18 protein-coding genes are annotated in these 19,220 nt (G+C 65.2%); 8 read left to right on the top strand and 10 right to left on the bottom strand.

Annotated features, from left to right (window positions below):
* Positions 1-71: 71 nt before the first annotated feature.
* Entirely contained in the window at positions 72-965 is an 894-nt protein-coding gene (locus tag J8I29_RS13905; RefSeq protein WP_209432088.1) for a LysR family transcriptional regulator, read from the bottom strand.
* A 162-nt stretch (positions 966-1,127) separates the two neighbouring features.
* On the opposite strand from J8I29_RS13905, the gene J8I29_RS13900 reads away from it, so the two are divergent.
* Positions 1,128-1,904 (top strand): class I SAM-dependent methyltransferase, encoded by a 777-nt coding sequence (locus J8I29_RS13900; protein ID WP_209432087.1) that lies wholly within the window; start codon positions 1,128-1,130, stop codon positions 1,902-1,904.
* A gap of 77 nt (positions 1,905-1,981) precedes the next feature.
* On the opposite strand, the gene tsaA is transcribed toward J8I29_RS13900, so the two are convergent.
* A complete protein-coding gene (gene tsaA / locus J8I29_RS13895) occupies positions 1,982-2,476 on the bottom strand; it encodes a tRNA (N6-threonylcarbamoyladenosine(37)-N6)-methyltransferase TrmO (protein ID WP_209432086.1) in 495 nt (164 codons plus the stop codon).
* A 313-nt stretch (positions 2,477-2,789) separates the two neighbouring features.
* Between tsaA and J8I29_RS13890 the strand changes: the two genes are divergently transcribed.
* Positions 2,790-3,551: an FkbM family methyltransferase gene (locus J8I29_RS13890; protein WP_209432085.1), complete on the top strand. Its 762-nt coding sequence runs from the start codon at positions 2,790-2,792 to the stop codon at positions 3,549-3,551.
* Between the two features lie 62 nt (positions 3,552-3,613).
* On the opposite strand, the gene J8I29_RS13885 is transcribed toward J8I29_RS13890, so the two are convergent.
* Genes J8I29_RS13885 through J8I29_RS13870 form a run of 4 tightly spaced genes read right to left on the bottom strand, consistent with a single transcriptional unit; the run spans position 3,614 to position 6,645 of the window.
* Positions 3,614-4,399: an alpha/beta hydrolase gene (locus tag J8I29_RS13885; protein ID WP_209432084.1), complete on the bottom strand. Its 786-nt coding sequence runs from the start codon at positions 4,397-4,399 to the stop codon at positions 3,614-3,616.
* A 60-nt stretch (positions 4,400-4,459) separates the two neighbouring features.
* A complete protein-coding gene (locus J8I29_RS13880; RefSeq protein WP_209432083.1) occupies positions 4,460-4,987 on the bottom strand; it encodes an isoprenylcysteine carboxylmethyltransferase family protein in 528 nt (175 codons plus the stop codon).
* Between the two features lie 32 nt (positions 4,988-5,019).
* Positions 5,020-5,586 carry a cytochrome P460 family protein gene (locus tag J8I29_RS13875; RefSeq protein WP_245196978.1) on the bottom strand — a complete coding sequence of 189 codons (567 nt, stop codon included), beginning with the start codon at positions 5,584-5,586 and terminating at the stop codon, positions 5,020-5,022.
* A gap of 18 nt (positions 5,587-5,604) precedes the next feature.
* The gene (locus J8I29_RS13870; protein WP_209432082.1) at positions 5,605-6,645 is read right to left on the bottom strand and encodes an alpha/beta hydrolase; all 1,041 of its coding nucleotides are present in this window, start codon (positions 6,643-6,645) and stop codon (positions 5,605-5,607) included.
* Between the two features lie 312 nt (positions 6,646-6,957).
* Between J8I29_RS13870 and J8I29_RS13865 the strand changes: the two genes are divergently transcribed.
* From J8I29_RS13865 to J8I29_RS13840, 6 genes are all read left to right on the top strand, one after another.
* A complete protein-coding gene (locus tag J8I29_RS13865; protein WP_245196976.1) occupies positions 6,958-8,244 on the top strand; it encodes an epoxide hydrolase in 1,287 nt (428 codons plus the stop codon).
* A 386-nt stretch (positions 8,245-8,630) separates the two neighbouring features.
* Positions 8,631-9,845, top strand: coding sequence for an ABC transporter substrate-binding protein (locus J8I29_RS13860; protein WP_209432081.1), 1,215 nt, complete (start codon positions 8,631-8,633; stop codon positions 9,843-9,845).
* 207 nt (positions 9,846-10,052) lie between these two features.
* On the top strand, positions 10,053-10,952 hold the full coding sequence (locus tag J8I29_RS13855; RefSeq protein WP_209432080.1) for a branched-chain amino acid ABC transporter permease: 900 nt from the start codon (positions 10,053-10,055) through the stop codon (positions 10,950-10,952).
* 16 nt (positions 10,953-10,968) lie between these two features.
* Positions 10,969-11,931, top strand: a complete 963-nt coding sequence (locus tag J8I29_RS13850) for a branched-chain amino acid ABC transporter permease (protein ID WP_209432079.1) — start codon at positions 10,969-10,971, stop codon at positions 11,929-11,931.
* Positions 11,921-12,664 carry an ABC transporter ATP-binding protein gene (locus tag J8I29_RS13845; protein ID WP_209432078.1) on the top strand — a complete coding sequence of 248 codons (744 nt, stop codon included), beginning with the start codon at positions 11,921-11,923 and terminating at the stop codon, positions 12,662-12,664. Before J8I29_RS13850 ends, J8I29_RS13845 begins: the two co-directional genes overlap by 11 nt.
* 1 nt (position 12,665) lies before the next feature.
* Positions 12,666-13,448, top strand: coding sequence for an ABC transporter ATP-binding protein (locus J8I29_RS13840; RefSeq protein WP_209432077.1), 783 nt, complete (start codon positions 12,666-12,668; stop codon positions 13,446-13,448).
* Between the two features lie 232 nt (positions 13,449-13,680).
* Here the strand turns inward: J8I29_RS13840 and J8I29_RS13835 are convergent, their stop codons facing one another.
* The 4 genes from J8I29_RS13835 to J8I29_RS13820 all read right to left on the bottom strand — a co-directional run bounded on the left by J8I29_RS13835 (position 13,681) and on the right by J8I29_RS13820 (position 18,727).
* A complete protein-coding gene (locus J8I29_RS13835) occupies positions 13,681-15,093 on the bottom strand; it encodes an amidase (protein ID WP_209432076.1) in 1,413 nt (470 codons plus the stop codon).
* Between the two features lie 133 nt (positions 15,094-15,226).
* The gene (locus J8I29_RS13830; RefSeq protein WP_209432075.1) at positions 15,227-16,195 is read right to left on the bottom strand and encodes a quinone oxidoreductase; all 969 of its coding nucleotides are present in this window, start codon (positions 16,193-16,195) and stop codon (positions 15,227-15,229) included.
* A 48-nt stretch (positions 16,196-16,243) separates the two neighbouring features.
* A complete protein-coding gene (locus J8I29_RS13825) occupies positions 16,244-16,810 on the bottom strand; it encodes a TetR/AcrR family transcriptional regulator (RefSeq protein ID WP_209432074.1) in 567 nt (188 codons plus the stop codon).
* 144 nt (positions 16,811-16,954) lie between these two features.
* Positions 16,955-18,727, bottom strand: a complete 1,773-nt coding sequence (locus tag J8I29_RS13820; protein ID WP_209432073.1) for a cytochrome c biogenesis protein DipZ — start codon at positions 18,725-18,727, stop codon at positions 16,955-16,957.
* Positions 18,728-19,220 lie beyond the last annotated feature (493 nt).

The raw sequence follows: 19,220 nt of genomic DNA, 5'->3' as shown, positions 1-19,220 counted from the left end.
CGAATTAAGCCATAGTTGCGGGGCGCTGGCGTCCCTTTATCGAAGCGCTGGCGTCCGGGACGGAGCTCTGTTCAGCCCGGCGGCATCGGCGGGTCGGCTTTCAGGAATTCGGTGGCTTCGGCGCGAAGCCAGTCGCAAAACAGGCTCGACTTGCGATTGCGCCTCGCCCGGCGCAGGGCGACATAGGTGTGTCCGCTGTCGAGGAAGCCCATCGGTGCCAGCAGGCGGCCGGAATGGATGTCCTCGCTGACATAGGGCCATGGCGCGACGCAGACGCCGAGGCCGGCTCGGGCTGCCTCCAGCATGAAGTAGAAATGCTCATAATCGACGCGTGGCCCGGCCGCGATCGACTGCCCGGAGCGCGCATGCCAGTCGCCCCAGGCCCGCAGGCGCGTTCGCGTGTGAAGCTGCGGAACGCCCGCAAGTCCGGCAGACGATGCCGCAGCCAGCGAGGGAGCCAGCACGGGGCCGGTCTGCTCGGGAAACAGGTCGATGATGTCGGCTCCTTCAGGCCATGGGGCTATCCCGACGCGAATGGCGACATCGAAGCCGTCCCGGCTGAAATCGACGGCCCGGGAGGATGCCGTCAGGCGCACCTCGATCTCGGGAAAAGCGGCCTGGAAGCGATAGAGCCGCGGGATGAGCCAGCGCATGGTGAAGGTGCCTGGGCATGAGACGTCCAGAGAGCCCTGCTCGGTGTCGGCGACCGAGCGAACCGAAATGTCGATCTGGTCGAACGCCTTCACCAGGCCGGCCAGCAATGCGGAGCCCGCATCGGTCAGGCGCAGCCTGTTCTTGGGCCCCTCGAAAAGAGGTACGCCCAGGACCTGCTCCAGATGCTGGATCTGCCGGCTGATGGCGCTGTGGGTGACGTTGAGTTCCTCGGCGGCGCGCGTCATCCGGCCGTGGCGGCCCGCCGCCTCGAAAGCACGCAAGGCATTCAGCGAGGGGATGTGCCTGGCCATGTGCACTTTCCGAACAAAGGGTGTTCGATCATATCGGTTTTCATCATGTAAATCATCGTGCTTTCTACCCCTGGAAAGACAGGAATTGCCATTTTGGAACACAGAGGAATGGCGGGCGAACGGCCGCCTGCCCTGGTCCACGTCAGACAGGAGAGAGAGGGCATGTACGGCAGACATGAGGATGGCAGCGCCGGTGACGCGAATTACGGCGCGATCGGCAGCGGCTACAAGAGCTACCGCCAGCCTGATCCCCACATCGCGCAATTCATCCTGGATGCCCTGGGCGATGCGGCGACCGTGCTCAATGTCGGCGCCGGGGCGGGGTCCTACGAACCGGTCGACCGCAAGGTGACGGCAGTCGAGCCCTCCGCCTCGATGCGGGCGCAGCGACCGGCTCATCTGTCGCCGGCAATCGATGCGACGGCCGAACGCCTGCCTTTCCCCGACCGGAGTTTCGATGCCAGCATGGCGACCTTCACGGTGCATCAATGGGCCGATCTCGGGCGGGGGCTCAGGGAGATGCGCCGTGTCACGCGTGGGCCGGTTGTGGTTCTTAGCTGCGATCCCGACGCGTTGGAAGGCTCGTGGCTGCATGTCTACGCGCCGGAGATGATCGCCGTCGAGGCACGGCGCTATCCGGCCATGACGGCCATTGCCGGAGCGCTCGCCGGCCACGTCGAGATCAGGCCGGTCCCCATCCCCCTGAACTGCGTCGACGGCTTCGGCGAGGCCTATTACGGCCGGCCGGAGCGTCTTCTCGACCCTGGCGCGCGGCTTGCCAACTCGGCCTGGAGCTTCGTCGAACCTGCCGTCGGCGAGCGTTTCGTTGCCGATCTCAGCCACGACCTCGAGGATGGCACCTGGGACGACCGCTACGGCGACCTGCGCCGCCAGCCCTTCTTTGAAGGGTCCCTGCGGTTGATCGTGTCGAGACCGTGAGGGGGCGATGAAGAACGAATTGCGGGCCTTTCCAGATCGACCCTCCTCATGCCTTTGACTGCGAGGTGAAATGCCGCTCAAGCCTGCGTCTGCCGATCGCCCGGTTGCTCCGGTGCGATCGGCTTGAACAGGGTGCGATCGGGCTTGAGATCCAGCAAGGGAGTGCCATCGAGGCAATCGAGCCCGCGGACCAGTAGCGTCGATCCTTCAAGGGCCACCAGCATGGCGATCGAGGTGCCGATCGGGTTCGGGCGGACCGGCGAGCGCAGTGCGAATGTGCCATAGGTGGTGCCGTTGTCGCCTGGGCTCTGGCGGACGAGGTCGCGGCGCGACAGGTGCAGCCAGTAGAGGACTTCCAGGCGTTCGAAGCGCTCGATGCCGTCGAGCGCTACCTGCCATGGCTCGAAGATCTCGATACGGCAGACCGGTCCGTCGGGCCGGCCCTGCCGCGGGGCCATCAGCCTGGACGTCCATGGCGTCCGTATCCGGCCGATGAAGATCAGCCCCGCATCGCTCGGCTCGGGAGGGATGACCGCCACCTCGTTTCGCCGGATTTCGCTTTCACGAACCATGCTCGGATCCTTCTCGCGTGGCTTGCCGTAACGCGCATGTCCCGTGCCTCTTAAGCCTGGCACTCGTGACGCGGCGTGAGACATTGCGGCCGGCGCAGTGTCCACCGCAACCCCAAGATTGGCGTTACCCTGGTAATCTCGGCAGCGGTTTTCTATGGTGCCTCATCGTCCCGGCGGCCGTGGATGGCGGAGGCAACGTCTCGGTCCAGTCTCCAACCAGCCGCCGGCGCCCGGCACGCAGTCGCACCCGAGGGCTCATCGCCTGCGGAGTGGCATGCCGCTTCACCACGATGAAAGAAAGTGACGAATTGCGATGAACCGACCTGCCTATCCCGGCGTTGCCGGCCTTTCGAGTTCGGTGTTCTGCAAGAAGGAGCCGCGCAACACCAAGTTCGTGTTTGCCGAGATCGTCGACTATGTGCTTGCCGTGATCAGGCCCGACGGGGAGCCGGTCACCTTCGTGCAGGTCGGCGCCAATGACGGAGAGCGGGGCGATCCCATCAGCCGGCATGTCATCCAGGGCGGATGGCGTGGACTGCTGGTCGAGCCGGTACCGGCTGCGATGGAAAGACTGCGTGCCCATTACAGCACATGCGAGGGCCTGGTTTTTCGCGGCGAGGCGATCTGGTCGGAGGAGGGCAGGCGCGACTTCCACATTGTCCGCGGCGAGGACGTGTTGAGCAGCTTCTCGTTGCAGACGATCATGATGCACGAGCTCAAATATGATGATCTGCCCGGCATGATCGAGACCGTGCCGGTGGTAACGCGCCGGCTCGACTCGCTCTGCCGGGAAACCGGATTCGAGATGGCGGACCTGCTGGTGGTCGATGTCGAGGGCTGCGACGACATCGTCTTGCGCACTTTTGATTTCGACCGCCACCGCCCTTCGGCGATCCTGTTCGAGCATGTCGCGCTCTCGGCCGAGGCTTCTCAGGCGATCGGCGAGTTTCTCGAAAAGCTCGGCTATGAGATCATCTACGACCGCCATGATTGCCTGTGCCTGCTTGGCGAACGGTTCGAGCCGCGGCTGGTCGAGTTCCTCGGGCGTGTCGTCAGGGCCGCGCGGGACAATTGAGGCAGGCGGCACGGGCGAATAGTTCGTCGCCCGTCCGTTTGCTGTCGGCGCCGATGTCCGGTTTATTTGGCCGGTGCGGCCTGCGCCGCCGTCTCGATCAGCTTGGCGACGGCTGCGGGGTTCGAGACCATCACCACATGCGAGGCGCCCTTGACCACCACGGTCTGCTTGGAATGGGCCCGCTCGGCCATGAAGGCGAGGGCCTGCGGCGGGATGTTGCGGTCCTTGTCACCATAGACAAACCAGGAGGGAATCGTCTTCCAGGCGGGTTCGGTCGAGGCTTCACCTAGTGCGGCCTCGGCGATCGGCCGCTGCGTGGCGGCCATCAGCTTCGCCTCGCCCGCCGAGACATCCGCGGCAAACTGGGCGGGAAATTTGGACTGCTGGATGTAGAGATCCTTGCCGCCCCCCGGGGTCGGCACCGGCGGAGCAAGCGTCGGCCCGAGCGTCGAGCCGGGGAATTTTCCGGTGAGGCCGATGGCGGTCTCGCCCGTATCGGGCGCGAAGGCGGCGACATAGACGAGGGCTTGGACGTTGGTCTTGCCGGTGGCGGCCTCGCTGATGACGGAACCGCCATAGGAGTGGCCGACCAGGACCACAGGCGTCTTGATGCTGTCGATCACGCTGGCTACGGAGTCCGCGTCACCGCGCACGCTGCGCAGCGGATTGGCAGCCGCGACGACGGGATAGCCATCCTTTTCGAGGCGCTGGATCACGCCGTTCCAGCTCGAGGCATCGGCAAAGGCGCCATGCACGAGGACGACGGTCGGCTTGGCGGTCTCGGCCAGCGCGGGCACGCTCAGCAGCAGGGCGCCGGCGACGGCCAGCCCCTTCACGAAGTTCTTCATCGGATGTTCCTTCAGGTTGCCGCCGCTCCTGATGCCGGATGCGGCGATGAAATAGGGCTGTTACAGATCGGGGGCGAAGGTCTCTCGCATCGCAGCCTCCTCCTGCCGTATGCGGGTCACCAGGGGGATGAGATAAAGGGGAATGCCGATCACCAGCGTCCAATAGGCGTTGAGAGCCAGAGCAAAACCAATGAGTTCCGGCAGGATGTTCAGAAAGTAGTTAGGGTGTCGCACGAGCGAGAACAGGCCGCTTTGGACGCGCCGATGCTGGGGGCTGATGATGATCTTGATCGTCCATAGCCCGCCAAGCGAGCGGATCACCGAGACCAGGACGAGGGCGGAAGCGATGTAAATGACGATGCCGCCGGCGGATAAGAGCGTGTTCGGCTCACGCGTGCCGGCCGCCGCCTCCACGACTGCGCAGATGTAATAGAGCACGTGGAAGATCGCGAGGAGGATGCTGTTCTTCGCGCCATATTCCGTCGCGCCGTGCTTCTTCAGGGCCTTTTCGTGCCGCGCCGAAATCGCGAGCGTGAGCAGGCGCCAGGCAAAGGCGGCGACGACGAACAGGATGAGATGAAACGGCATGGAAATTCCCGGACCCTCTGGAGCAAGGCGCTTTATGGCGCCAGCTTGGTAAAGACATAGTCACGCGCCTTCACGCGCGCCGCGTGGCAGGCAAAGCAGGTCTCGTGCTGGGCCTCGTCCACCGGCTTGCCGTCGACGAAGCGCCCGAAGCCCCAGCCGCCGGTAGCGGCATATTTCTTGGAATCCTTGACCATGACCTGCACTGTGGTCGCCTGTCCCGGGACCAAGGCGGATTCGAATTCGGGCGACTGGACATATTTCCAGGCAAGCTTGACCAGTACCGTCCCGTCGGGAAAGGGCAGGGTGCCGGCGCGATAGGCATCGAGCGCGGTCTTGTTGCCGAGGACGGTGCGCAGCTCGTTGAGGGGCTCGTGCTCCAGCGCCGGTGCAACCAGTTCCCATTGCCGGTAGCCGTCCGGGATGGTGACGCCATAGATCGGCGAAGCCGGCTTGGATGCATTCCCTGATGGGGGTGCGGGGGATTCTGCCGGTTTATTCGCGGCATTGTCGGTGTTTTGGGCGAGTGCCCCGGCCGTGGCGACGACAGCCGCCACCAGAAGGCCCCCGGCCAGGGGCATGATCATTGATGTCTTCATCATGGAGGTCCTTGGTCCGGCTCAGAAACGGGCGACGTCGAGCATTGCCTTGGCGAAAGCTTCAGGGGCTTCCTGCGGCAGGTTGTGGCCGATGCCGCCGGTGATCAGGCGATGCTCGTAGCGCCCGGAGAACCGCTTGGCATAGGAGGCCGGTTCCGGATGAGGCGCGCCATTGGCATCGCCTTCCATGGTGATCGTCGGCACGGCGATCGTCGGCAGGGTGGCGAGCTTCTTTTCCAGCGCGTCATATTTGGCTTCGCCCTGCGCCAGACCGAGCCGCCAGCGGTAATTGTGGATCGAGACCGCGACATGGTCGGGATTGTCGAAGGCCTGCGCCGAGCGGGCGAAGGTGGCATCGTCGAACTTCCATTGCGGCGAGGCGAGCTCCCAGATCAGCCGGGCAAAATCATGGGTGTATTTCGCATAGCCGGCTTCGCCGCGGTCCGTGGCGAAATAAAACTGGTACCACCACTGCAGTTCCGCCTTTGGGGGCAGGGGGGCCTTGTTCAGCGCCTGGCTGCCAATGAGATAGCCGCTCACCGAGACCAGGGCCTTGCAGCGTTCGGGCCAGAGGGCAGCCACGATGTCGGCCGTACGGGCACCCCAATCATAGCCGCCGATGACCGCCTTCTCGATTTTCAGTGCGTCCATGAAGGCGATGACATCGCTCCCCAGCGCTGCCTGCTGGCCATTGCGCGGCGTGTCGGACGACAGGAAGCGGGTGCTGCCATAGCCGCGCAGATAGGGCACGATCACGCGGTAGCCGGCCGCCGCCAGGATCGGCGCCACGTCGACATAGCTGTGGATGTCATAGGGCCAACCATGAAGCAGCAGCATGGGAGCGCCATCGGCCGGCCCGGCCTCGGCATAACCGACGTCGAGCACACCGGCCTTGATCTGCTTGAGCGAGGTGAAGGAGGTGTGGGCGCCGCGGCCGGATGCGGCCGGGGTGGCGTTGGTTTGCGCGCTGGCGGCGCCGATCGCGCCGAGCTGGGCGAGAACGGCGCCGAACGCCATGGTGCCGAGCAGGCCGCGGCGCGATTGATCGATTTGTTCCGACATCGACTGAATCCCGATTGCTGAAGTTGTGGCCGTAAAAAGCCGCAAGACTGTATCGGCCTTATGTCGCCATCGGCTGGATTTGAAAGGCTGTGTAAGCCCCATCCCCCGCGATACACAATGATACAATCGGCCCGCTGCCGCTGCTGGTCCGGGCCTCCCGGGCGGGCGCCGCCTGTATGGCAATGTATCTGCGGGCCGGCCGGATACAGCAGGATGCCGATCGGGGGCGGCGGAGACATATCGGGCAAACATGGCATCGCCAAAGACGGGGCACCGGCAGCAGGGCTGCCGTGAAATGAATGGAGTTGCCCCATGCCCTTGACCAACATGCCTTCAAATGATTTCGACACGTCCCGGCGCAGCCTGCTGAAATCGGCCGCCGCTGCGGCGCTCGTCGGTCTGATTCCCACCGCGCTCTACGCGGCGGAGGCCGGAAGTGATGTCCGGCCCTTCAAGGTTTCCATCGCCGAGGCGGACATCGTGGACCTGCGCCGGCGCCTGAACGCCACGCGCTGGCCGGAAGAAACGGTGTCGGATTTCTCGCAAGGGGTGCCGCTGGAAAGGCTGAAGCCGCTGGTCGCCTATTGGGCGTCCTCCTATGACTGGCGCAAGGTGGAAGCCAGGCTCAATGCGCTGCCGATGTTCGTGACGCAGATCGACGGCCTCGACATCCATTTCATCCATATCCGCTCGCCTCATGCCAATGCCATGCCGATGATCATGACCCATGGCTGGCCGGGCTCGATCCTGGAATTCATGAAGGTGATGGATCCGCTGGTCGATCCCACCAAATATGGCGGGAAGGCCGACGACGCCTTCCACCTGGTGGTTCCCTCGATCCCCGGTTTCGGTTTCTCGGGCAAGCCGACGGCCAAGGGCTGGGGTTCCGACCATATCGGCCGCGCCTGGTCCGTGCTGATGCGGCGCCTGGGCTATGAGCGCTATGTATCGCAGGGCGGCGATTGCGGCTCGGTGATTTCCCACCGCATGGCCCTGCAGAAGGTGCCCGGCCTGATCGGCATCCATGTCAACATGCCGGGCACGGTGCCCAAGGAGATCGCTGCGATCCTGACGGCGGGCGGCCAGGCGCCGGCAAGCCTCACGCCGGACGAGCGGCGGGCTTTCGACGCTCTCGATGTCTTCTACAAGGACAGCTCGGGCTACGCGACCATGATGGTCACCCGTCCGCAGACCATCGGCTATTCCCTGGTGGATTCGCCGGTGGGCATGGCCGCGTGGATGTATGAGAAATTCGCCACCTGGACCTATAGCGGCGGCGATCCGGAGAAGGTGCTGACCAAGGATGAGATGCTGGACGACATCTCCCTCTACTGGCTGACTCAGACGGGTGCTTCGGCGGCGCGCATCTATTGGGAAGACCATTCCAACAATTTCAACGCCGTCGACATTCCCGAGCTGCCGGTGGCCGTGACGGTCTTCCCGGGCGAGATCTATCGCGCCCCCCGCAGCTGGGCGGAGCGCTGCTATCACAACCTCGTCTATTTCAGCGAGGCTGGGAATGGCGGCCATTTCGCGGCCTGGGAACAGCCGGACCTCTTCGTGCAGGAAGTCCGCGCTGCCTTCCGGTCGCTGCGCTGAGGCAGCTCTCCCCGGCGCCTGCCATCGAGCGGGCGCCGGAACGCCGCTGACGGCCCGGATTGCCGCGGACCAGAAAGTGCCGCTTCGGCACCAGGCAACAATGGACTGTAAAGGGATCCGGGACGCCCTGCGATAGGTTCGGTCAATCGCGCCGAAAGGATTGAGCGACCTGGCTGTGGATGTTTCCCAGCAAGTCTCACAAGAAAGATGGCTTTGCTTACCAGAAGCAGGCCGAGTTCGAAGCGACCACTATCTTACCTGTGCAGCACATGAGGCGGCATTATTGAGCATCCCCCGGACCTTGCGTTGCGGGGGCGATTTTTATTGCAATTCACGAACGGGTGTAATTGTCTGAGAAAAATACAAGCAGGAAGGGGGACATCGGCATGAACCGCTCGATCCGCAGGCGTCTCGGGGCGCTCGCAATTCTCGCCGCCTCGCTGGCCGTGACGCCGGTTCTGGCCGAGGAACCCATCGCGCTCGGCTGGGTTGGCCCCTTGTCGCCGCCCGGCAATTATTCCGGCGGGCAGGAGATGCAATGGGCCGTGCAGCTCGGGGTCGACGAGATCAACAAGGCCGGCGGCGTGCTCGGCCGTCAGCTCCAGGTCACCTATGAGGACACCAAGGGACAGCCGGCGGAAGGCAGCGCGGCGGCGGTCCGGCTGATCACCAAGAACAATGTGTCGGCGATCTTCGGGGAGTTCCATTCCTCCGTGGCGCTCGCGGAAATCGAAGAGGCGCACAAATATGGCGTGCCCTGGGTCGGCACCGATGTCTGGGCCGACGACGTCACCGCCAAGCAATATCCGGAAGTCTTCCGTGTCTCCCCCGCCAACTCGCTGGTCTACGTCAAGGCCGCGGACTGGACGGCGGAACAGGGCTTCAAGAACGTCGCGATCATTGCCGAGAATACCGATTTCGGCCAGGGTGGCGCCAAGATCATCGCCAATGAGCTCCAGGCCAAGAACGTCGCCAATACACTGGTGACGATCGACCTCAACCAGCAGGATTTCACCCCTGCCTTGCTGCGCCTGATGAGCCAGAGCCCGCGCCCCGACGCCATCCAGATGGTCATCGCCGGCCAGGCCCAGTACCAGCTGGTGAAACAGGCCTGCCAGCTCGGCCTCGCCCCGACGGCCGAGACCAAACTGGTCGGCTCGTCAGGCCTGTTGCAAAAGGAGGTCTGGGAGGTCACGGGCAGCTGCGCCAAGAACCTCCTGATCGTCAATGTCGCCCAGCCGAAGTCGCAATGGAACGACAAGGCCAAGGCCTTCGTGGCGGCCTTCACCGAGCGCTACAAGCGGGCGCCCACCGGCGTCGCCCTGGAGGCCTATGACACGCTCGGCGTGGTGGTCGAAGCCATCCGCAAGGCCGGGTCCGCCGATCGCGGCGCCATCGTCAAGGCCCTGGAGGCGGTGAAGTTCGAAGGCGCAAACGCCACCTACAACTTTCCGGCGACCAAGTCGCCGGCCTGGGCCTTCCACCAATTCATGGATGTGCCGTTCACCATCATCCAATACACCGCGGAGAACCAGAGCCCGGAGGAGGCGGCCATCGTCTATCCCAAGAACTGGGCGACCACGGACAAGATCCTGCCTTGAGGGTGCGCCGAACGTCTGGAGAATTTGAGCTTTCATCCCCGGCCGAGCCACTTGCGAGCGTAGCGAGAGAGGGCGAGGGGAAGGGGACCCCGGGCATGCGGTATGCCTGTGACCCCTGGATTCCCCTCCCGCCGCCTGTAGCTGCGCCGGGAATGACAGGCCGCGTTTGCGAAGTTGGAAATGAGTGGCGGGAGACGTGAGCCGATCATGAGCTATTTTCTTCTCCTCGCCGTGAACGGGCTGGTGATCGGCCTCATCTACGCGCTCATCGCCTCGGGCCTGACGCTGGTCTTCTCGGTGCTGAAGGTGGTCAATTTCGGCCATGGCTCGCTCTACATGCTGGGCGGCTACGCCTCCTACTACCTGATTACCGGCCTCGGCCTGCATCCGCTGCTCGGCGTCATCGGCGCGATGATCGCCCTGTTCCTGTTCGGCGTGGCCTTCGAGCGGCTGGTGATCGCGCCGATGTATACCGACAAGGTAGAGCGCAAGGACGAATACGCCATCATCGTCACCTTCGGGCTTACCATCCTGCTCACCAATCTGGGTCTCGTCGTCTTCGGACCGTTCGCCAAATCGCCGCCCTCCTTCATGGCGGGGGTTCTGATCGCCGGGCCGCTGATCCTGCCCTATGACCGCCTGATCGCGGCCGTCGTCGCGGCGATCCTGCTGGTTGGGCTGGCCCTCTTTCTCAAGCGCACCACGCTGGGCCAGGCGCTCGATGCCGTCAGCCAGAGCCGCGACTCCGCCGCCGTCATCGGGATCGACCCGCATCGCATGTACACCGTCGCCTTCGGGCTCGGTTCGGCCCTCGCCGGCGGCGCCGGGGCGCTGATCGCCCCGGTCTTCGCGCTCTCGCCCTCGATGGGCGACCTGCCCGGCGTGCAAGCCTTCATCATCATCGTGCTCGGCGGCATGGGCTCGGTCGGCGGCTCGATCATCGGCGGCATCCTGCTCGGCCTCGTCCAGAGCCTCGGAGTCGGCTACCTGCCCGATCCCAACCGGGCGCTGGCCTATACCCAGGCTTTCGGCGCCTTGCTGCTCGTCATCACGCTGCTGCTGCGGCCGACCGGCCTTTTCGGCCGCTCTCATCTGCGCCTTGAATAGGCTGGGGAGGACCACGGTGCGCTTCTCCCTGTCCCAGGCCGTCCAGGCGATCCTGCTGATCGCCGCGCTGCTCGCCCCGCTCGGCGCCGGCACCTACTGGATCCATGTCGGCGCCATCGCCTGGTACTACGCCCTGCTGGCGGCGAGCTGGGCCATGCTGGCCGGTTTCGCCGGGCAGTTCTCCTTCGCCCATGTCGCCTTCGCTGCCCTCGGCGGCTATGCCTCGGCTCTCGGCACGAGCCTGCTCGGCCTGCCGCTCGCCCTCTCCATGCTGCTGGCCGTCCTCCTCGCCGCGATCGCCGGCGCGCTGATCGGCGCCCTGGTGCTGCGATTGTCCGGCCCCTATCTGGCGTTGTTCACGCTCGCCCTCGCGGAGATCTTTCGCATGGTGCTGGTGGCCGAGGAGGGCATTACCCGCGGCATGCTCGGCCTACCGGTGCCGACCCTGTTCGCCGGCCGGTCCGATCTGCCATATTACTATCTGGGGCTCGGCCTCGTGGTCGCTGCCATGCTGGCGATGAACGGCCTGCTGGCGACCCGCGTCGGCCTGTTCCTGCGCGCCATTCGCGAGGACGAAGGCGCTGCGCGCGCCAGCGGCATCGACACGACCCGCTACAAGATCCTGGTCTTCGTCGTCACCAGCATGATCGCGGCCGTGGCCGGCATCTATTACGGGCATTTCATCGGCATTCTCACGCCCAACATCGCCATCCTGCCGGAGATGGGCCTGGTGATCGCCATGGCGGTGATCGGGGGTATCGAGAGCCTGCCCGGCGCGGTCATCGGCGCCGTCGTCGTTTTCGTGCTCTCCGAATTCCTCAGGGCCTATGGCGAATGGCGCTTCGTCCTGATGGGGCTGGTGCTGATCCTGGTGCAACGCTTCGCCCAGAACGGCCTTTATCCGATGATCGAGCGCTGGGGCCGGACACGCCGGTCCGTGCAGGCAGGCCAACCAGCCGGGAAACGCCATGCCGAATGAAAGCGCAGCCTTCTTTTCCATCAGCGGCCTCGCCAAGCATTTCGGCGGCATTCATGCCGTCGAGGATCTATCCTTTGCCCTTCGGCGCGGCGAGATACTGGGCCTGATCGGCCCCAATGGTTCGGGCAAGACCACCACCCTCAACATGGTGACGGGAGCATTGAAACCTGATGGCGGGCGCATCGAGGTCGACGGCACCGACATGGCCGGCCAGCCAGCCCATCTCTATGCCCGCCGCGGCATTGCGCGCACCTTCCAGGTGCCGCGGCTGTTCCGGCGCATGACGGTAATGGAGAACCTGATCGTTCCCGCCCTGTCGGACGCGTCGGAACGCCGTCGGACGGCCGAGGAGCACGCCCGCGGCGTGCTCGCCTTCCTCAGGCTCGAGCACCTTGCCGACCAGTATGCGCGCGCGCTCTCGGGCGGCCAGCAGAAGCTTCTGGAACTCGGCCGCGCGCTGATGCTGCGGCCGCATCTGCTCCTGCTCGACGAGCCCTTCGCCGGCGTGCATCCGCGCCTGCTCGACGAGATCGTCGAACATATCCGCAGCCTGAACCGGGACGGCCACACCATCGTGCTGGTCGACCACAATCTCGATGCCGTGCGCTCGGTCGTCACGCGCGTGCTGGTGATGGCACGGGGCCGCAAAATCGCCGATGGCGCCGTTTCGGACGTGCTCCGCAATCCCGAAGTGGTCCGCGCCTATACCGGCACGCGCATGGGAGGCTCCTGAGATGAATTCGACCACTGCCTCCGTGCCTGTCGAGCCACGCTGGAGCGATATGCCCGGCTTGCTGGCCTGCGAGGATCTCGTCGCCGGCTATACCGGCGACATCGACATTCTGCGCGGTCTGTCGGTGAAGGCCTGGCCCGGCCGCATATCCTGCGTGGTCGGTCCGAACGGCACCGGCAAGTCGACCCTGTTGAAATCCCTGTTCGGCTTCCTGCGCCCCAGCGCCGGCCGCGTGCTGCTGGGCACCAGGGACATCACCGGCAGTCCGCCCTTCCGGATGCTCGGCCTTGGCGTCGCCTATCTGCCGCAGCGGCCGAGCCTGTTTCCCCACCTGTCGGTGGAGGCCAATCTCAAGCTGGGCCTGTGGCATGCGAGGCCGAGGAAGCAGGTCTTGGCCGAGCGTCTCGACAGCGCCTATCAGCGCTTTCCCGTCATCCGGGAGAAACGCAGCCAGCCGGCCGGCCAGCTTTCCGGCGGCCAGCAGAGGCAGGTCGAGATCGCCCGCAGCTTGCTGGCCGACCCCTCCGTCTACCTGATCGACGAACCCACGGCCGGCGTCGACCCGCAGACCAGCGAGACCATCTACGACATCGTCCAGGGCCTGGCGCGCGACCTGTCCAAGGCGGTGCTACTGGTCGACCAGGACATTCGCGCCGCGCTCGCCATCACCGATTACGTCTATGTGGTGAAGAACGGCACCGTCTTTTCCGAAGGCGAGCGGGACGATTTCGGCACGGATACCGATGCGCTGGTGGCACGCTGGCTCTATGCGAGCGGGGAATAAGATCGGGTCATAAAAGGCCTGCCTCAAGGAAGATCATCGCCCGGAGCGACAGTTTTGGAGAGCAGGTCTGAAGACCACCTCTTTCAAGGTGTTTGCTCACTGCCCGAAACCTATTGGAATTACTTCAACGACAGGCACAAAAGCTCAATGGTGTCGAACGCCTTGAAAGGGGAAGGTCCGAACACCCGGCCTCGCGTGGTGATCGGTCAATCTTTCGCGCAGACGGCATGGCTCAAGGCGCTTGATAGGCGGGCGGCGGCTCGAACAGTCCGCCGCGGCTGATTTCCAGAGCCCGGCCGATGCGCAGGGCCAGGGCTTCCTCGAAACGCGGCACTGCTATCTGCAGGGCGGTCGGCAGGCGGCTCCCGGCCAAGCCGGTCGGGATGCTGAGTGCGGCCATATCGATCAGGTTGACGAAGCGCGTGAAGGTGCCGAGCGGCGTCTTCGTCTCGTCGATCTCGGCCAGCGGTGGCGGCAGGATCGGGGCTGTGGGTGTAAGCAGCGCGTCCGCGCCCTCCAGATAAGCGGCGAACTCGATCTGTGCGGCGCGCCGCTGCTCCAGCAGGTCTTGGTAGCGGGCGCCGTCGATCTCCTTGCCCTTGAGGATGCGCGACCGTACGTCCGGATGCACCGGACTGTCGTCCGGCCCGGCATAACGGCCGAGCTGGTGCCAGGATTCGGCTGACATCAGCTCGCCGGTCAGCGCCATATAGGCTTCCGGGGGCCGGGGCATCGCCTTTTCACGAATATCGGCGCCGAGTGCCGCGAGATCGGCGAGTGCCGCCCGGAACCGCTCGAGCACTGGGGGCTCGACGGCGGCAAGGTCTGCCGCGGCGGGGATGCGCAGGCGAAGCCCGGCAAGGTCCTGCTCCGGTGCGCTCGACAAGGCGACCGGCGGCACGCCGAATGTCGCCGGATCGAGGGGGTCCCGCCCGGCCATGGCGGCAAACAGCAAAGCGGCGTCCTCGACCGAGCGGGTGAGGGGACCGACGCTGTCGAACGAAGGGGCGAGCGTCATGAGGCCCCCGCGCCCGATCCGGCCGACGGTGGTCTTCAGGCCGACGATGCCGCACATGGCGGCGGGATTGCGGATGGAGCCGCCGGTGTCGGTACCGAGCGCCGCCGGAACCAGGCCGGCAGCGACCGCCACGCCCGAGCCGCTGGAAGAGCCGCCGGGTGCCCGGGGCACGTCCGGATCGCGTGGATTGAGCGGCGTGCCGGTGACATGGTTGGTACCCCAGCCGCCGAAGGCGAATTCGACGGTCTGCACCTTGCCCACGAGCACCATGCCGGCCTCCGAGAGGCGCGTCACGGCGTTGGCCGTCACAGGCTGGGGCTCGGCGCCGAGAGCCCTGGAGCCGGCCCTTGTCGGCCGGCCCCTGACATGGAACAAGTCCTTGGCGGCATAGGGCACGCCATCGAGAAAACCCCGCGCCTCGCCGCGACGGCGGCGCTGATCGGACGCGGCAGCGGCCTGGAGCGCCTCCTCCGCAAAGACGCCGACAAAGGCATGGAGTGCGCCGTCATGGGCGGCGATGCGCGCCAGGACGCGGCCCACGATGGCTTCGGAGGTGGTGCGCCCTTCTGCCAGCAGGCGGCCGAGTTCGGCCGCTGTTGCGAATGCGGAAATGCCGTCTGCGCCCATGCCGGTCTCCTTTTCGGCTTCGGCTCAGCAAAGCATGGCGCGGCCCGGCAAGGAAAGACCAAGTTGCGGATAGCCGCCGGGCCGGTGCTGCTGCATCAGGCCCGGGGAGCCTCGGACGGCAGGCCCCCGGTGGTCAGGGGACGAGCAGCAGCTTGCCGGTGGTCCTGCGGCTTTCCATGTCCGCATGGGCTTTGGCTGCGTCCGCCAATCGATATTCGCCGCCGATCCGAATCGCGAGCTTGCCCTCGGCCAGCCAGTCGAACAGTCGGGCCGAGCGCATGCGCAGCAGTTCGGGCGTATGGATATGATCGAAAAAGACTGCGTAGCCGATCTTGATGCTCCTCGGCAGGTTCATGATGTCGAGCGGGCCGGGGCCGCCCAGAACCGGGCCATACCAGCAGAACGTGCCGGACCGGCGCAAGATGTCGAGCGAACCTTGGAAGGTGGCAGGGCCGGAGCCGTCATAGACGACTGAGACGCCTTCCCCCCTGGTCAGGCGCAGGACGTCCTCGGCAAACCGCCCTTCGGCATCGACGATGACATGGTCGGCGCCGGCCGCCTTGGCCATGGCCACCTTGTCCGGCGTCGAAACCCGCCCGATGACTTGGCCACCCCGCAGCTTGACGATCTGGGTCAGCAGCAACCCCACGCCCCCGGCCGCCGCGTGGACGAAGGCGATGTCGCCGGGCTGAACCGGATAGAAGTCGGTGGCGAAGTGACTGGCCGTAAGACCCTGCATCATGATCGAGGCGGCCGTCCGGTCATCGATGGCGTCCGGCACAGGCACCAGCGCACGGGAGGGGATGGCGATCCGTTCCGCATAGCTGCCTGGGGCGTAGACCCAGGCGACGCGCTGACCGGGCTTGAAGTCCTCGACGCCGTCACCTCGTGCGAGGACGCGGCCTGCCCCTTCCACACCGAGAATCTTCGGATTAGGCATCTCGGTCCAGGCCATGCCCTGCCTGACGCCGATATCCATGAAATTGACGCCGGCAAAGGCGACCTCGACCAGGACTTCACCGGGACCGGGCACCGGCTCAGCGCGCTCGACATGGCACAGCCTGTCGCTTCCGCCGATTCCGTTCATGACGATAGCTTTCATTACTTGTCTCCAATATTGAATGATCGTTCCTGAATTCAGCAAAAAAATCTAATGCAAGGCCCTCAAGGCCATATCGGCCAGGCTGGCCAGAATCCGACGGTGGGCGCCACTGCGCCCAGCAATGCGGATGCCGGAGATGCTGGCGATCAGAAATTCGGCCGTCCTTTCCGGATCGAGGTCGGCGGCGACGTCGCCCTCGCGCTGGGCGTCCCGCACCCGGCCGGCAATGACGCCGCTCAGGCTACGGGCCAGCGATGCATTGATCTCGGCGAGATCGGCGCGGGACGCACCGAACTCGCAGACCGAACCGGTGCCGAGACAGGCCTGATCGGCCGTATCGACCACCCGGCGCAGCATCGCCTTGATGCCATCCATGCCGCGCGCGCCACTGCGCAGGGCATCGAAATGGGCAGAGCATTCTCCCAACCCATAGCGGCGCACGGCCGAACAATAGAGCTGCCACTTGTCGCCGAAGGCAGCATAGAGGCTTTGCCGGCCGATACCCATGGCATCCACGAGCATCTGGGCCGAACTGCCTTCGAACCCATGTTCCCTGAACACGCCGATCGCTGCGTCCAGCGCAGCGTCGGTATCGAATTCCCGCAATCTTGCCATGTCGATCCTCTAAACATTCGGGAACGAATGTTCAAGAAAAATTTTGAAGGGAAGCCCCACTTTTGCCGTCGCGTCGGCGTCACCCCGTATCGGGACATGGAACAGCGCGTCCGGGCGGCGGATGGCGACTGAAGCGGAAAGCGGTCATCCGAAGGTGAAGGCATAGGCCTCGACACCCGGGTCGAGAAAGCGGACCTCGAAAGTCCGGGTCTCCACTCCTCCGGACTGCCGCACGAGCTGGTAGAGCCGCGTTTCGGTGACCAGGCCGTTTCCCTGGGCATCGATATCGGCCCCGTGGTCGGGGCCGGGCGCCTTGCCGTCGACGGTGACCTGGAAGCGCACGGGCTTGCCGGCAGCGCCGGGGCCCAGCACCAGATGCAGGTCACGGGCGCTGAAGCGGTAGACGATGCCGCCTCCCGGCTTGTCGAGCACCGCCCGTTCTGCGCCGACGGTCCAGGTGCCCTGAAGGCCCCATTGATTGAGCCCGGGATCCGTCACCGAATAGTCTCGGGCCACGTCAGGCGACACGCGCTCCGCCGAGGCGAAATTGTCGGCCCGGCCATAGCCCAGATAAGTCTCCTGCGAACCGAGATTGGCGAGGTCGGGACTGGCTTCCGCCCCCTTCGCCGCCGGGGCGGCCGCCTCTTTCGCCGGCCCGCTACTGCCGGCTTCCCGCAGCAGATCCTGGATCGCCTGTTCGGTCTGGCGGTAATTGCCCTCGCCGAAATTGTGGTAGCGGATCTGGCCGCGGGCATCGATCAGGTAGAAGGCTGGCCAATAGCTGTTCTGGAAGGCGCGCCAGATGCGATAATCGTTATCGATGGCTACCGGATAGACGATGCCGAAATCCTTGACCGCCTGCCTGACATTGTCGAGCTTCTTTTCGAAGGCGAATTCGGGCGCGTGCACACCGATCACGACCAGCCCCTGATCCCTGTATCTGTCCGCCCAAGCGCGGATATAGGGGGTGGTGCGGATGCAGTTGATGCAGGAATAAGTCCAGAAATCGACGAGCACCACCTTGCCGCGCAGTTGCTCCGTGGTGAGCGGGGGCGAATTCAGCCAGGCGACGGCGCCGTCGAGCGAGGGAGCCTGGCCCTCGACGGGGAGATTGCTGCGGAAGGGCGTCTGTGCCTTGGCGCTCGCGATCAGCATGCCGCCGCTGGCGAGACCAGACGCCATGGCCGTTTGCGGGTCCACATGCAGCCTGTCGAGAATGGCCTGCTCGATGCTCGCCGTGCTGGCATAGGAGAGCCGCGCCAGCAGGCCTGTGTCCAGGCCGAAAGCAACGGTGCCGACACCGGCGAGCACGGCTACGCCGAGACCCTGGCGGATACGCTCGCTGACGCCGAGCGAACGTTTCATGCCTGCAAGGAGCCTGCCGCCCACCAGGAGGGCGCCGGCCAGCGAGGTGGCGGCGCCGCCGGCATAGGCGAGCAGCAGCAGCGTCGTCTCGATATTGGCACCCTGAAGAGCCGCGCCGGTCAGGACCAGGCCGAGAATCGGCCCGGCGCAGGGCGCCCAGAGCAGGCCCGTTGCCACGCCGAGGATGAACGAACTGCCGGCCGTCCGGGCTCCCGAGGCGGCCGAGGTGCCGTGCAGCCGGTTGCCGAGGTCGGCGATCGGCCGGGTGACAGCACCGGCGAGGCGCGGCGAGATCAGGCTCAGGCCGAATATGGCCAGAAGCGCGAGCGCAGCCAGGCGCCCGAACTCATTGGCCTGGATGGCCCAGCTCCCGCCGACAGCGGCCAGGGTCGCTACCAGCGCGAAGGTAAAGGCCATGCCGATGAGCATGGGCAGGGTGCCGCGCAGGAAAGGCAGCCCTGTTCCGACGAAGACGAAAGGCAGAATGGGCAGGATGCAGGGGCTGAGAATGGTCAGCACGCCGCCGAAATAGGCAATGGCTAGAAGAAGCATCATTGTCTCCTGTGCAACGGAGGGAGCGGTCGGGGGGCGAGGAGGCCCGGCGAGCAAGGAGGCTGATGTGGCGTGCGCGAGTATCGTGAATGTGTCCGGAGCCGTGGGCGTTTGTACCGCAGTGTAGGCGCCGGCTCGGCGGCGACGCGAGGGCTCAAAAGTCAGGCGCCGCCGAAAGGGCTCCGATTGTATCGCAACGTATCCGTGCCCGCCGGATCCTACATCCATATGCGGGAGGCGCCGGCGTGGGACACATCCAGGATACATCGCGCTGGTCTAGTTCCGTCCGGTGCCGTGGGCCCTGCTTCTGCGCATCGGGTGGGGCTTTCAGCAGGCGAAACCGTTCTTGCGATTCGACTGCCTCGCCAGAAACCGGTGGGCTGGAGCAATACGAGCCTTCACCAAAACGCGCATTGCTCGCAAGGCACGGCATTGCAATGTAATAGCCAGACTCGAATGCATCGGCACCTTCGAGTGCAGGTATCAGTTGACC

The organism is Labrys sp. LIt4 (assembly GCF_017813775.1).
Taxonomy (GTDB): Bacteria; Pseudomonadota; Alphaproteobacteria; order Rhizobiales; family Labraceae; genus Labrys; species Labrys okinawensis_A.
This window is presented reverse-complemented; position numbering and strand designations above follow the sequence as displayed.